General features: G+C 62.3%; 11 protein-coding genes and 3 pseudogenes. 7 read left to right on the forward strand and 7 right to left on the reverse strand.

Annotated features, from left to right (window positions below):
* Nucleotides 1–113: 113 nt before the first annotated feature.
* Nucleotides 114–284: pseudogene (locus tag MAA8898_RS26940) on the forward strand (IS630-like element ISSpo6 family transposase); the annotation flags it as partial.
* 62 nt (nucleotides 285–346) lie between these two features.
* Here the strand turns inward: MAA8898_RS26940 and MAA8898_RS24235 are convergent.
* The 5 genes from MAA8898_RS24235 to MAA8898_RS24255 form a co-directional block, all read right to left on the reverse strand.
* Nucleotides 347–1,573, reverse strand: a complete 1,227-nt coding sequence (locus MAA8898_RS24235) for an NnrS family protein (protein WP_094023633.1) — start codon at nucleotides 1,571–1,573, stop codon at nucleotides 347–349.
* Nucleotides 1,574–1,580: 7 nt separating this feature from the next.
* On the reverse strand, nucleotides 1,581–2,642 hold the full coding sequence (locus MAA8898_RS24240; RefSeq protein ID WP_217900537.1) for a tellurite resistance/C4-dicarboxylate transporter family protein: 1,062 nt from the start codon (nucleotides 2,640–2,642) through the stop codon (nucleotides 1,581–1,583).
* A 160-nt stretch (nucleotides 2,643–2,802) separates the two neighbouring features.
* The gene (ric, locus tag MAA8898_RS24245) at nucleotides 2,803–3,447 is read right to left on the reverse strand and encodes an iron-sulfur cluster repair di-iron protein (protein WP_306456510.1); all 645 of its coding nucleotides are present in this window, start codon (nucleotides 3,445–3,447) and stop codon (nucleotides 2,803–2,805) included.
* Nucleotides 3,448–3,469: 22 nt separating this feature from the next.
* A complete protein-coding gene (locus MAA8898_RS24250) occupies nucleotides 3,470–4,045 on the reverse strand; it encodes a UbiX family flavin prenyltransferase (RefSeq protein ID WP_094023609.1) in 576 nt (191 codons plus the stop codon).
* A complete protein-coding gene (locus MAA8898_RS24255; protein ID WP_094023635.1) occupies nucleotides 4,042–5,538 on the reverse strand; it encodes a UbiD family decarboxylase in 1,497 nt (498 codons plus the stop codon). Before MAA8898_RS24255 ends, MAA8898_RS24250 begins: the two co-directional genes overlap by 4 nt.
* Nucleotides 5,539–5,668: 130 nt before the next feature.
* Here MAA8898_RS24255 and ubiT point away from each other — a divergent pair, with 130 nt between their 5' ends.
* Genes ubiT through MAA8898_RS24280 form a run of 5 tightly spaced genes read left to right on the forward strand, consistent with a single transcriptional unit; the run spans nucleotide 5,669 to nucleotide 10,509 of the window.
* Complete coding sequence (gene ubiT, locus MAA8898_RS24260) at nucleotides 5,669–6,220, forward strand: ubiquinone anaerobic biosynthesis accessory factor UbiT (RefSeq protein WP_245853619.1); 552 nt, start codon at nucleotides 5,669–5,671, stop codon at nucleotides 6,218–6,220.
* Nucleotides 6,220–7,197: a ubiquinone anaerobic biosynthesis protein UbiU gene (ubiU, locus tag MAA8898_RS24265; protein WP_094023637.1), complete on the forward strand. Its 978-nt coding sequence runs from the start codon at nucleotides 6,220–6,222 to the stop codon at nucleotides 7,195–7,197. Before ubiT ends, ubiU begins: the two co-directional genes overlap by 1 nt.
* A 13-nt stretch (nucleotides 7,198–7,210) precedes the next feature.
* Nucleotides 7,211–8,146: a ubiquinone anaerobic biosynthesis protein UbiV gene (ubiV, locus tag MAA8898_RS24270; protein ID WP_094023638.1), complete on the forward strand. Its 936-nt coding sequence runs from the start codon at nucleotides 7,211–7,213 to the stop codon at nucleotides 8,144–8,146.
* Nucleotides 8,136–9,671, forward strand: coding sequence for a YjjI family glycine radical enzyme (locus MAA8898_RS24275; RefSeq protein WP_094023610.1), 1,536 nt, complete (start codon nucleotides 8,136–8,138; stop codon nucleotides 9,669–9,671). Before ubiV ends, MAA8898_RS24275 begins: the two co-directional genes overlap by 11 nt.
* The gene (locus MAA8898_RS24280; protein WP_094023611.1) at nucleotides 9,643–10,509 is read left to right on the forward strand and encodes a YjjW family glycine radical enzyme activase; all 867 of its coding nucleotides are present in this window, start codon (nucleotides 9,643–9,645) and stop codon (nucleotides 10,507–10,509) included. The genes MAA8898_RS24275 and MAA8898_RS24280 overlap by 29 nt, the downstream gene beginning before the upstream one ends.
* Before the next feature lie 130 nt (nucleotides 10,510–10,639).
* Here the strand turns inward: MAA8898_RS24280 and MAA8898_RS24285 are convergent.
* Nucleotides 10,640–11,111, reverse strand: a pseudogene (locus tag MAA8898_RS24285) (ATP-binding protein); the annotation flags it as partial.
* Nucleotides 11,112–11,579: 468 nt separating this feature from the next.
* A pseudogene (locus tag MAA8898_RS26945) lies at nucleotides 11,580–11,780 on the reverse strand (IS6 family transposase); the annotation flags it as partial.
* A gap of 131 nt (nucleotides 11,781–11,911) precedes the next feature.
* Here MAA8898_RS26945 and MAA8898_RS24300 point away from each other — a divergent pair.
* Nucleotides 11,912–12,577, forward strand: a complete 666-nt coding sequence (locus MAA8898_RS24300) for a cyclic nucleotide-binding domain-containing protein (protein WP_094023612.1) — start codon at nucleotides 11,912–11,914, stop codon at nucleotides 12,575–12,577.
* Nucleotides 12,578–12,672 lie beyond the last annotated feature (95 nt).

Here is a 12,672-nt window from a genome sequence, read left to right on the forward strand (position 1 = left end):
AATGACATTCTTGGCGAGATCAATTCCGACTGTGCCAACTTCGAACATGGATGGCTCCTCCAGTTGGGACAATGACACCCCATCATGGCGCAGCGCGACGCCGGGAGCAGGAGCCATCCACACCATCAATCGAGATGGCGTTCTCGAAGCTCAAGGCACACCTGCGACGGCACAAAGCCCGCACCTTCGACGCGCTTTTCCAATCCGTCGCACAAACATGCGACCTCTTCCCGCCAAACGAGTGCCGAAACCTCTTCAAGGCTGCCGGTTATGTTGCAGATTAAGTGGACGATGCTCGAGTGTCGAACCAACCGGCCTGGCCGGCCGAGATACGATGGACGGCGTTTCAAAACACCCGAGGATGTTGGTATCGTCGCGGATCGTCCCGCCCAGCTACCCGCGCGCTGAAAACCGGCCAGGGCACCGGACCTTGTAGTGCTGGGCAATAGGCCCAAAGGAACACCGCCCAACCCAGCATCCACATCGCCGCGGAAACGGTGATTGGATCAAATACCCCTTCTGGGGTGAACGGCGACGCCACCCGCGGCAAGGCCGCCAGCCATACCAGTGCAAATGCCGCAGCAAGGCCGCGGCCTGCAATCAGTTTGCGGTCATGCCGCACCATCGCCGCCCGCCCGGAAATCGCCAGAATCATTGATCCCATCGCGCCCATCGTCAGCGCGTGCAAAGCCGCGGTCTGTGGCATCACGTCCGGGCGCAGCATTGCGACCCCCAGAAGGATCAGTCCGACGGGCACCCAGACCCACGCCAGATGCAGCATAAACAAAGCCGGATAGTGCCGCGTGTGTCGTGAGTGCCAACCTATCATCCGAGCGCATTGCAAGATGCCTGCCAGAAGCAGACAAGCGCCCGCTGCCGCCTGTTGTCCGCCCATAGCCAGCCCACCGCCAAGCACCGTTGCGGTTATCGCCAAGGCAGACAGCCCCCGACTGTCACGCATGTGCTGCGGACCAGCAGTATGTTGCAACCAACTGCGGGTGAAGGCGGGAACGGAGCGACCGCCGATGATGCTGATGAGAGTAGCGAAAAGCAGCACCATCCCCAAAGGGGCGGTCGATGCATCGAGGAGCCCGCGCATGTCGGCCAAAACGGCCGAATTCCCCAACATCAACGCGGCAATCCCCAGCACGGACCACAGTCGGGGCCAGGCACGCGCCGCGATCAACTGGCGCGCCACGACCAGGGCCAGAAACCCGAAATACCCCAAAGCAAGGAGCAAAAGCAGGCCAAACGGCAAGATTTCGAACCAAAGAAACGCCAGTCGCGCCAAGACCCAAAGCAGGGTCAGCGCCCTCACGCACTGCGGCGAAACTGGCCCCGCGCCAGTCCAGCTTGGCAGGGCAGTCAGCAGGTACCCGCCAACTGCCGCGCCACCCATGCCAAACACCAGCTCATGCAGATGCCAATGCACCGTATCGGTGACCCAACCGTCTGGCAAAAGCCAAACCACAGGCGCAAGCAGCGCACTGAGGGCGGCACAAAAGAAAAGCGGGCGGTGCGCAGCCTGCCAGAGCGAGTGGGACAAGGTGAAAAGGCCAGGCAGCAGGTGCATCGTCATCTCACGACGGTCGCCGGGTCAGCTCCAACAGATATGCCCCGAAGGCCAGACTCCAGGTCCCCAGAGCAATCCATGAGAAAGCAGTCGACAGGGTCCCGAGGAAATGAAATCCCATTGCCTCATCCATCCGGTTGGTGGCTACGGCATACATGCCCAATGGAAAGACCGCCCCCCAATAGAGCGGGTCATACCGCAGCGGAAAGCGCTTGTAGACATGCCGCCAAATTCCCAGAATCACCAACATCGGGATCCACCAGGTCCCTGTCGCCCAATAGAACACCGTAAATCCCTTGATGAAGGGCAGGATCGAATGCAGAAACCATGCCTCTTGCGCATTTCGGATCAGGATTGACCCCGCGAGGGTTGAAATCGCCATCGCGCCCATGTTGATCCAGTAGGGTGGGGACAGGTCTCCGGGCGAAAACGAGAAAAACGTGTAGCGGTAGAAGATCAGCGACATCATCCAGATGTAGAGCATGCCGCCCCAGAGCCACATCGACAAAGCGAGAAAGTTCAGATCCAGGCGGTACGGCTGCTCGATCCGCGCCGCAAGCAGGGCGGCAAGAACCGCAATCGACTGGGTGGCCACAACAGCGAGCAGCCACGCGCCGTTGATCCCCTTGTCCAGCGTGGGTTTTTCGGCCTTGACCGTGAAAATCGTGAAAATGGTGTAGGTCAGGCCAAGCCACAGAGCCAATGCCGCGTACCAGAACACAAAGCCTGCGGTCGTCATCTGTAACAAGATGACGCATTCACCGCCCAGAATGCTCGACGCCGCCACCAAGGTAAAAAAGCCCGGCCCGCGCAGGTGGTCGGATACATCCGCCAACATCGCGCGCGGATGTCGAACCAAACGCAGGATCGTCAGCCACCACAGGATCAGGTAAGCGAGCCCCGCGATCGCGAACAAGACCCGGGCCACGACGGCGAACCCGATCTGGTTTGCCGCAAGCGAGACGATCCCGGTGGCCATGACCATCCCGAAATAGGCCGGTGAAAGCGCGGCAACATCGGGCCGCATGAGCGCGGCGAGGCGCGTCGTGCTGGTCGGTTCCGTGGTCATCGCATACCTCCGTGCCCAAACGGCAGTGCCAATTGCCTGACACCTCAGAACGAAGCCACAACAGTAGCCGCGTTTGGAGCACCGAAGTCAGGCGTGTTCGATATCGCGTCCACGCCTGACATTCTTGGCCCGCCCGGATTGGTCAGGGGCTGCGCACCCTTCAGGCGTGCGCAGGTTCGAACCGTGCAAAAAGCACGGTGTTTTCCAGATGCATATGTGCCACCAGATCCTCGGAAAACTTGCGCAGCCCGGTGTAAAGCGCGGTCCAGGACCCACAGGCACCCTCGGGCAACGTCAGACCATGGGTCACATGCTCCAGCCCGGCAAGCAGGCGCGCTGTGTCCTCATGTTCATGCCGCATCTGAGCGATCGGATGCACTATCATCGGATTGCCGCCTTGCTTCATCAGCGGAAACAGCACCGCCTCTTCCTTGGCCATATGGGCGTCCAGATCATCATGCAGGGCGATGAGTGCCTCGGACAGGCCAAGTGGCGCGTCCTCGTGATCACCATGCACCCGTTCGACCTTTTGCGCCAGAGGGATCAGCCATTCCAGTTCGGTGCGGTGCGTTTCGTGGTAACGCGTCAGGATATGGTCGATCAGGTCCGGGGTGGCTTCGGGTGCCTCGCGGCCCGCCGCGTCTGCGAGAGATTGCAGATCGGCGATCAATCGGTCGGGCAGCAACCCGGCCTTCTGCGCCGCGGCGGACAATGAGGCATTGCCGCCACAACAAAAGTTGATGCCCTTGGAGCGGAACAATTCCGCGGCACCGGGTAGTTCAGCGGCAACGGCGCCGACAGTCATGTCAGGGGTTAGTTCGGTCATCTCAGTCTCCGATCAAAGCGCCCCAGGCGGCTGCCTGCGGCGGGGCGAGGCGCAACATGTCCACCGCGCGGGCGGCAATTTGTTGCGCAATTTCAAGGGCTGTCTGTGGGCGAAGGTAGAACGCGGGTACCGGAGGCAAAACCGTGCCTCCCATTTCCGTCACCGCCGTCATGTTGCGAAGATGGGCCAGCGTCAGCGGGGCTTCACGTGCGAGCAGGATCAAGGCCCGGCGCTCTTTGAGCTGCACTGAGGCGCTTCGGGTCAGCAGATTGTCATCCAGCCCGTGCGCGATAGCGGCAAGGCTGCGCATGGAACAGGGGGCCACGATCATCCCCGCGACCGGATACGATCCCGAGGCGATGGTTGCCCCCAATTCACGGATCGGATGCAGCCGCGTGGCAAGCGCGACAAGCTCTGCCTGCGCGCCCGGACCGATCTCAAGCTCCAGCGTGCGCTCCGCCATGGGCGACAGGGTCAAATCGATCTCGACGCCGATGCGTGCCAGCATCCGGGCGCATTCCAGTGCCAGAATGGCGCCCGATGCCCCCGACACGCCAAGGATAACCCGCGCGGTCATCGCGCACCCGGCGAATAACGTGCCAGAAGATCGGCGGCAAAAGCCTCGTGCTGCGGGTTCAATGTCATGACTTGCCCCCAATCGCGCACGGTTTCCGTGCCTATCTTGGTGGTGGCATCGATACCGATCTTGCCAGCCAAACCCTCTCGCGGACTGGCGAAATCCAGATAATCCATCGGCGTGTTGTCCAGCACCATGACATCGCGGGCCGGGTCCATTCTGGTGGCAAGCGCCCAGGCAATGTCGTCCCAGTTGCGGGCGTCGATATCGGCATCGACCACGATCAGCATCTTGGTATAGCTGAACTGCGCCAGCATCCCCCACAAGGCCATCATCACGCGCCGTGCCTGCCCTGGATAGCGCTTGTCAATGCTGACCACGGCCATCCGATATGAACAGGCGGCGGGCGGCAACCACAGATCGCGCACCTCGGGGATTTGGGCGCGGATCACCGGCAGCGCCAGATCATTGAACACCTCGCCGATCACCGAAGGCTCATCCGGCGGTCGGCCGGTGATGGTGGACAAATACAGGGGGTCCTGGCGGTGCGTGATTGCAGAAATGCGCATCACCGGGAAACTCTCGACAGAATTATAGTAGCCAGTATGGTCACCAAACGGGCCTTCGGGGGCGGTCTCATCGGGGTGAACCCAGCCTTCCAACATGATCTCGGCATTGGCTGGCACCAGCAGAGGCACGGTGCGGGCCGGCACCAGTTCCGCCCGCGCACCGCGCAACACGCCGGAAAAAGTGATCTCGGACACCGTCTCCGGCAGCGGAAGGGCGGCCGAAAGCAGCATGGCCGGATCGGCCCCGAGGGCAATCGCCACGGGCATCGGCTCGCGCGCCTTCGCCCAGGATCGCGCATGTGCCGCGCCGCCGCGATGCGCCAGCCAACGCAGGATCAGCCGATCTGGCCCGAGCACCTGCGCGCGATAAACCCCCAGATTATAGCGCACCACCTGCGCCGCTTCGCTGCCGAAAGGGCGTGTCACAACCACGGGCCAGGTAATCAGCGGCCCCGCATCGCCGGGCCAGGGCGTTTGCACCGGCAGTTTCAACAAATCGGGTGCAGCATCGACTTGCTGCACCGTTGCGCGCCGCACCGTGTGCGGTCGGGTCATCAGGGCTGCGCGCAGCATCGGCCATCTTGACCACGCATCCCGCATTCCTTCGACTGGTGCGGGGCTGCGCAGGGAAGCCAGAAATTCGCCAAGATCGGGAATCTGATCACGGGTCAATCCCAACCCTGCGGCAACCCTTTCCTGGGTTCCGAACAGGTTCGCCACCACCGGCATTCTGGCCCGCGTACCGTCTTGACGCGTGGCGGCATCAAACCGCAACACCGGCCCAGCCTGGCGCAAAGCCGCCACCTGGACTGCTGTCATTTCGTGCTGCAACCTGACCGGGTCATTAATGCGCACAAGATCGCCCTGCGCCTCGGCCCAGCCCAGAAAAGCGCGCAAATCGGCGAAGTTGGGCAAAGAACGGATTGTGGCCTCCATCGGCACAGCACCTGCGCTTTGTGACCGATAGCAGCCCTGAATCGGCCACGACTTGATTTATGTCAGTTCGGCAGCGCAAAGCCTCTACTAGGGTGGCGCCATCGCCTTGGCCGAGGACATGATGACGACCCCAGAATTGCCACGCCTGCCACTCACTTTGACATGGGCCGCAAGGCCGCTGCCGCTTGCGCCGCTCAGCCTTGTGCTGACCAGGCTGGCGCGGCAATTGATGCGGCGCCACCCGGGCTTGCAGCGGCGCCTCGGACCCCATGTGAACAGCCGGTTCCTGCTGGATCTGACCGATATGCCCTTCCTGTTGCTGCTCGAACCCGGCACCTCGGCTCCGCGCGTGACTGCCCATCCGCGCAGCCGCCCCCCGGCTCACGATGCCAGTATCGTCGGCCTGACGGCGGCGTTTCTGGGCATGATGCACGGCAGCCTTGACGGCGACGCGCTGTTCTTTTCACGCGACCTGGCGATTGGGGGCGACACGGCGGCGGGCCTGGCGTTGCGAAATGCCATTGATGATGCCGAACTTGATCTCACGGCGGAGTTGGGCATTCTCGTCAAACCGCTCGCGCCGCTTCTTGCACACGTGTTGCCAATGGCTGAGCGCTTCAGCGGCCTCGCGCTTCACCGCATGGACATGCCAGCCGGAGCGCCGAAATGATGGAACTGGTATGCCCCGCAGGCACCCCCGCCGCCCTGCGCGCCGCTGTCGAGGCTGGCGCGCAAACGATCTATTGCGGCTTTGCCGATGAAACCAACGCCCGCAACTTCCCCGGCCTCAATTTTGACCGCGACGAAATGGCTGCGGGCGTCGCATTCGCCCATGCACGCGGCAGCAAGGTTCTGGTTGCGATCAACACCTTTCCACAGGCTGGCGCCGAAGCGATCTGGCACCGCGCGATTGCTGACGCCGAAACGTCGGGCGCCGATGCGGTGATCCTTGCCGATATCGGGCTTCTGGCCCATGCCGCCGAGAACCACCCCGGCCTGCGGCGCCATCTGTCGGTGCAGGCCGCCGCCGCAAACCCGGACGTGATCAATTTCTACGCCGAAGCCTTCGGGATCAAACGCGTGGTTCTGCCCCGCGTTCTGACGGTTGACGAAATTGCCGCGATAAACCGCGAGATCGACGTGGAAACCGAGGTTTTCGTCTTTGGCGGACTATGCGTGATGGCCGAGGGGCGCTGCTCGCTGTCCTCCTATGCCACGGGCAGATCGCCGAACATGAATGGCGTCTGCTCCCCCGCCAGCCATGTTGCCTACACCGAGGAGCCCGGAGGTCTTACGGCCCGGCTTGGCGGCTTTACCATCCACCGCACCGCCAGGGATCAGCCGGCCCCATACCCAACCTTGTGCAAGGGCTGTTTCACGTCGGGCGATCAGACCGGGCATGTGTTCGAAGACGCGGTCAGCCTTGACGCAACCCAGTTGATCCCGGCCTTGGCGCGGGCAGGCGTCACCGCCCTGAAAATCGAGGGCCGCCAGCGCAGCCGCGCCTATGTGGCCGAAGTCGTGCGCAGCTTTCGTGCCGCACTGGAGGCCCATGCCGCCGGACGCCCGATGCCCCAAGCTGCGCTCGCCAAACTGTCCGAAGGCCAAGCCGCAACCACCGGCGCCTACGCCAAGACCTGGAGATAGGATGCCCAACACCATGGATCTGACCGTCGGCCCCAACCAGTTCTTCTGGGACGCATCGACGGTGCGCCGTTTCTACCAAAGCCTCGCCAACGCTCCGATATCGCGCGTGGTTTTGGGGGAACTCGTCTGCTCAAAGCGTCTGCCCTTTTGGCAGGATGAGATTGCCCCGGCGGTCGAGTGCCTGACAGAAGCGGGCAAATCGGTTGCGCTGACCAGCCTTGCACTGATCACCTTGAAACGCGAACGCAAGGCCACCGCGGCGCTGGCGGAGATCGGCCTGCTGATCGAGGTGAACGATCTGACCGCTTTGCACTCCTTGCCGAAGGGTCTGGCGTTTTGGGTCGGTCCGCTGATCAATGTCTATAATGAGGGCACGCTGCGCTGGCTGGTGCAGCGCGGGGCCACGCGGATCTGCCTGCCGCCCGAATTGCCGCTCGATTCGGTCGCTACCTTGGCACGGCTGGGCCGCGAGCTAGGTGTTGCGATCGAGGTTTGGGGGCATGGCCGCCTGCCGCTGGCAATTTCTGGCCGGTGCTATCATGCGCGCCTGCATGATCATGCCAAGGACAGCTGCCAGTTCGTCTGCGGGCTGGACCCGGATGGCCGCGATGTCGAAACGCTGGACGGCCAGGATTTCCTGGCGGTCAATGGGGTGCAAACGCTCAGCCAAAGCACCGCCAGCATGGCCCACCAGATTGAGGCGCTGGGCGAGGCCGGCGTCATCTCGCTGCGCCTTTCGCCACAAAGTGGCGATTTTTCCGGCATTTGCGACGCCTATGCGCGGCGCATTTCCGGTCAAATCACGGGCGACGATCTTGCGAAGGCTCTAACCCCACAAGTGCCCGGCGGGCGGTTGTCAGACGGGTTTCTGCGCGGCCCGTTTGGCGCAGATTGGTCAGGCGCCGAGACCGCGCCCGCTGGCGTGGAAAGGAACCGCCATGTCCTGTGACCCGCAATCCCTGCGCCGCATCGTCAACAACCCCACGCTCAGCCCGGCCCAAAAGGCCCGCGCCCTGTCGCTCGAGGCGGAAAACGCGTTGCCCTATCCGGCGCTGGACGCCGAAACCCGGGACGCACTGGAGGCCCGCGTGATCTGCGACATGTTTGAAGGCCACGCGCCCTACAAGCCGCGCTATGTGCTGCCAGACTATGCTGTTGTACTGACGCGGGGCAGCGAATGGCTGGAACTGCCGGCGCCGCAAACGTTGGACGAGGCGATCAACACCCTGATGATCGCCTATCATCATGTGCCATCGGTCACCGGGATGCCGGTCTACATTGGTCAGTTGGACGACCTCTTGCTGCCGTTTTGTGACGGGGTTTCCGACGAGGCGCTGTATCGGCAGATCAAGCTGTTCTGGCGCTATATCGACCGGGTGCTGCCCGATGCCTTTCTGCACGCCAATATCGGCCCCACCGACAACCGCGTCGCCCGCGCCATCCTGCGCGTCGATGCTGAACTGGGCCAGATCGCGCCCAATCTGACCTTTCGCTATGATCCGGCGATCAGTTCGGATGCGATCTTGGCGCAGGCGGTCAACAACATCACAATCTGCTCGAAGCCGCATATCGCCAATCACCCACTGCATGCCGCCGCATTCGATGCGCGTGGCTATGGCATTGTCAGCTGCTATAACGCCCTGCCACTTGGCGGCGGGGCGTCAACGCTGACGAGGGTCAATCTTCTGGAGGTCGCCAAACGGTCGCAGGATGCCGAAGACTTCCTGACCATAACCCTGCCGCACTATGTGGCGCTGAATTTCCGGCTGACACAGGCGCGGTTAGACTATCTGTTCGACCAATCCGGGTTCTTCGATAGCTTTCTGGTCAGCGAAGGCTGGATCGACCGCGACCGCTTTGCCGCGATGTTCGGCATCTTTGCCATGGCCGAAGCGGTGGAGCATCTGCTGGCCATAGCAGGCACTCCCGCGCGCTATGGCCGCGATGCGCAGGCCAATGCGCTGGGCTATGCCATCTCGGCAAGGCTGGCCGAACTGGTGGCGGCGCAGCCGATGCACAACGTCTGGCGTGACCGCGCAATGCTGCATTCCCAGGCGGGTCTTTCCACCGATACAGGCCTGACCCCCGGCGTGCGTATCCGCTATGGCTTTGAACCTGACCCGGTCAGCCATGTCCAGGCGCTGGCACCGCACCATCAATACTATGCCTCCGGGATCTCCGAGATCCTGACGCTGGACCAAACCGTCAAGGCCAATCCGGCGGCGGTGCTGGATCTGTGCAAGGGAGCGTTTGCCTGCGGCCTGCGCGAGTTCACGGCCAATGTCGCCGGCAATGATCTGGTGCGGGTGACGGGCTACATGATCCGGCTGTCGGATGTGGCGCGCCATGATGCCGCGAAGGGCGCGCGTACCAATACCACGGCCCTGGGGGCCGAAGCCGCCAAACAGACGGCCATTCTGGCACGCAAACCAAGGGTGGTCGCGCATGAGCTTGCCGCAGGCGCAGATCAGTAAGATCCTGCCGTGGTCTTGCGTCGATGGGCCCGGCAACCGCTTGGTGCTGTTCTTGCAAGGGTGCAACTTCGCCTGTCCGGGCTGCCATAACCCCCATACCATGGGGGTCTGCAACCATTGCGGCGATTGCATCCCGGCCTGCCCGCAATCAGCGCTGTCTCTGGTGGGCGGGCGCATCGCCTTTGACCCGACCGCATGCGACCAGTGCGATCTGTGCCTGCGGGCCTGCCCCATCAACTCCAATCCAATGGTGCAGCATCTGGACGTGCCGGATATTCTGGCCTTGCTTCGCAACAATCAGCCCTTCCTGTCCGGCGTCACGGTGTCGGGCGGCGAGGCAACACTACAGCTCAAATTCGTCATCGCCCTGTTCTCGGCGATCAAATCCGACCCGGCGCTGGCCGGGCTGACTTGTTTTGTCGATACCAACGGTCATCTTGGCGCCGACGCCTGGGCACGGCTGCTGCCTGTCACCGATGGCGTGATGCTGGACATCAAGGCGATTGCCGGAGCGCGTCACCGGGCGCTGACGGGGCGCGGCAATGAGAAGGCGATTGCCTCGGCCCGGATCGTTCAAGCATCGGGCAAGCTGTACGAACTGCGCTATCTCATGGTGCCGGGCATGAACGATCAGGACGACGAAATTCTGGCATTGATCAACCTGACACGCGAGCTGGGCGACGGTTTCAGGGTCAAGCTGAATGCCTATCAGCATCACGGCGTCCAAGGCGTGGCGCGGGATTGGCCGAAAATGCCGCGTGTCGGCATTGAAGCCGCCGCCGCAAGATTGCGCGCCGCCGGTGTGGCCGAGGTGGTGACTCCGGTTGTCTATCTGTGATCGCGGCTGTTGATTTCCACCCAGAACTGAGCCGGGTTTTCCATCGAGAAGAGAGCCGGCTCTGACCATGGATTTCGGGTTGTGCGGGGGTCAAGGGCGGGCTTGTCTCCTGCCTTTTCCGGGCTGCGACTGCCGAGCAGGCTTTGAAGCGGAAGCTGTCGTTTCCGGTCTCAAGGATGTGGCAGCGGTGGGTCAGGCGGTCGAGCAAGGCGGTGGTCATCTTGGCGTCGCCAAAGACTGTGGCCCAGTCGCTGAAGCTCGGGCTGGTGGTGGTGACGACGCTGGTGCGCTCGTGGAGCTTGCTCAGCAGATGGAATAGCAGCGCGCCGCCCGAGGCGCTGAACGGCAGGTAACCCAGTTCGTCCAGTGCCGGCAGCACATGCTAGGGAGGAACACGAGGTCGAGCTTGGTGAAGGCCTAGGCGATCTGCCCGGCCTTGCCTTTGGCTTTTCCTGCCCGAGCGTGTTGACCAGCTCGATGGTCGAGAAGAAGCAGGCCTTTCGCCTTTGTTGCTCGACAGCCTGGACGCCAAGGGCTGTCGCGACATGTGTTATTTCAGTGCCTGGCCCACCGATCAGCACGACGTTCTGTGCCCCGTCCATGGCTTTGGGCTCGCGGCGCAGGATCAGTGCCTGCGGGGTATCCGGTAGCGGTCCACTTCAACAAGGGCGATGCATACTGGCCCGAGCTGCACGCGCCAACGCCACGCGGCCAATGTCTTCGAGAAGCGCGAGGGCGTTCTTGCCTACGCCAAGAACGATCACCACGGTTTACAGGTTTACTACATCTGGGCGGGCTCCCGGCAGCGTTATGTCCCAGATTTTCTCTTGCGTCTTGCTGGCGGCACGATCCTCGCACTCGAGATCAAGGGCACCGACAGTCCTCGGAACATGGTCAAGCGAGATGCGCTGAACGAGTGGGTGAAGGCGATCAATGCAGCAGGCGGTTTCGGGCGCTGGACTTGGGATGTCGCGTTCAAGCCGGGCGAGGTGCAGTACATCATCACGAGGCACGCGGCTATCACCGAGCCTATAGAACAGAGCTCGTGTTTCGGCCGAAGCGCGACAGAGTTGTTCGATCCCGGCTGCGAAGGTTGGCTCGAACCGGTGCCAAATGAGCCGGACGGTCTCGTGCCTGACGTCGATCCCTCGCTCATGCAGCAGGTCTTTGACGTTGCAAAGCGACAAAGGAAAGTGGACGTAGAGCATCGCAGCCAGGCGGAAGTCCTCCTGACTGGTCTTGAACCACCTGAACGGGCTGGGATTGATCATCCAAGGGCGCTGCGCGCCGGCCGCTTCTTGGTGGTTGCAATCCGTCGACGATACTGAATACTTGGCGTGAACAGGTGTCGCAGCGCGGGCCATCGCCGCATTGCGATCCGGCAAGATCGGGACTGGAAGCAGTGACCTTCTCCGACATTCTGGTGCTGGTGGCGGCGGGAATGTTCGTGCTTGGCTATCTGGTTCTCAATCAGATCGTCTTGCGGATCCTGCTGTTTGTCGGAACACTTCTCTATATCTGGTATTACGCGGTCGTCGATGCGACGCCGCTCTGGCCCGCGATCTGGGCCAGCGTCGCCACCGGATCGGCCAATCTGATCGGAATGATCACTCTGATCTACAGTAGGTCACGTTGGGCAATTCCGAAAAGATTCCGCGATCTGTACGAACACTTCCGCGCTCTGCCGCCTGGTGAATTCGCGACCCTGATGAAGGCGGCAAATCGTGTGACCAGGCCGGCCGGCTACCGTCTGACAACCATAGGCAGCCCCGTCGAGACGCTTTATTTCGTCGTGGATGGCTCCGTTGAAATCGAAAAGAATGGCGAGTGTTTCTCCGTAGACGCCGGGATCTTTGTCGGCGAGATCGGGTATCGGACAGGAAGGGCGGCCTCGGCGACGGTCCGCCTCGCCACCGAAGGCGAACTGCTGGAATGGAACGTCGCACGGTTGAAGAAACGCGCGGCGCGTAACCTGCGCTTCGGACTGGCCATCGACACGATAATTTCACTCGATCTCGCCGAAAAGGTCACGAAATCGGGGAGTCCGAGGCTCCCTGAACCCCGGTGATCTGGATCGCGCGCCCCCGCGCGTGAAGGCTGCGGCACTGGACCCGGGCTTACCTGGTGCCCTAAAAAAGGGCATTGCCATCAGGACAGGGCCCG

This window comes from Antarctobacter aquimaris (genome assembly GCF_900184945.1).
Taxonomy (GTDB): domain Bacteria; phylum Pseudomonadota; class Alphaproteobacteria; order Rhodobacterales; family Rhodobacteraceae; genus Maliponia; species Maliponia aquimaris.

Bases quoted from the DNA above. Each gene is read 5' to 3' on its own strand.
- MAA8898_RS24235 (WP_094023633.1), bottom strand. From the start codon at position 1,573: ATGCACCTGCTGCCTGGCCTTTTCACCTTGTCCCACTCGCTCTGGCAG.
- MAA8898_RS24240 (WP_217900537.1), bottom strand. From the start codon at position 2,642: ATGACCACGGAACCGACCAGCACGACGCGCCTCGCCGCGCTCATGCGG.
- ric (WP_306456510.1), bottom strand. From the start codon at position 3,447: ATGACTGTCGGCGCCGTTGCCGCTGAACTACCCGGTGCCGCGGAATTG.
- MAA8898_RS24250 (WP_094023609.1), bottom strand. From the start codon at position 4,045: ATGACCGCGCGGGTTATCCTTGGCGTGTCGGGGGCATCGGGCGCCATT.
- ubiT (WP_245853619.1), top strand. From the start codon at position 5,669: ATGATGACGACCCCAGAATTGCCACGCCTGCCACTCACTTTGACATGG.
- ubiU (WP_094023637.1), top strand. From the start codon at position 6,220: ATGGAACTGGTATGCCCCGCAGGCACCCCCGCCGCCCTGCGCGCCGCT.
- ubiV (WP_094023638.1), top strand. From the start codon at position 7,211: ATGGATCTGACCGTCGGCCCCAACCAGTTCTTCTGGGACGCATCGACG.
- MAA8898_RS24275 (WP_094023610.1), top strand. From the start codon at position 8,136: ATGTCCTGTGACCCGCAATCCCTGCGCCGCATCGTCAACAACCCCACG.
- MAA8898_RS24280 (WP_094023611.1), top strand. From the start codon at position 9,643: ATGAGCTTGCCGCAGGCGCAGATCAGTAAGATCCTGCCGTGGTCTTGC.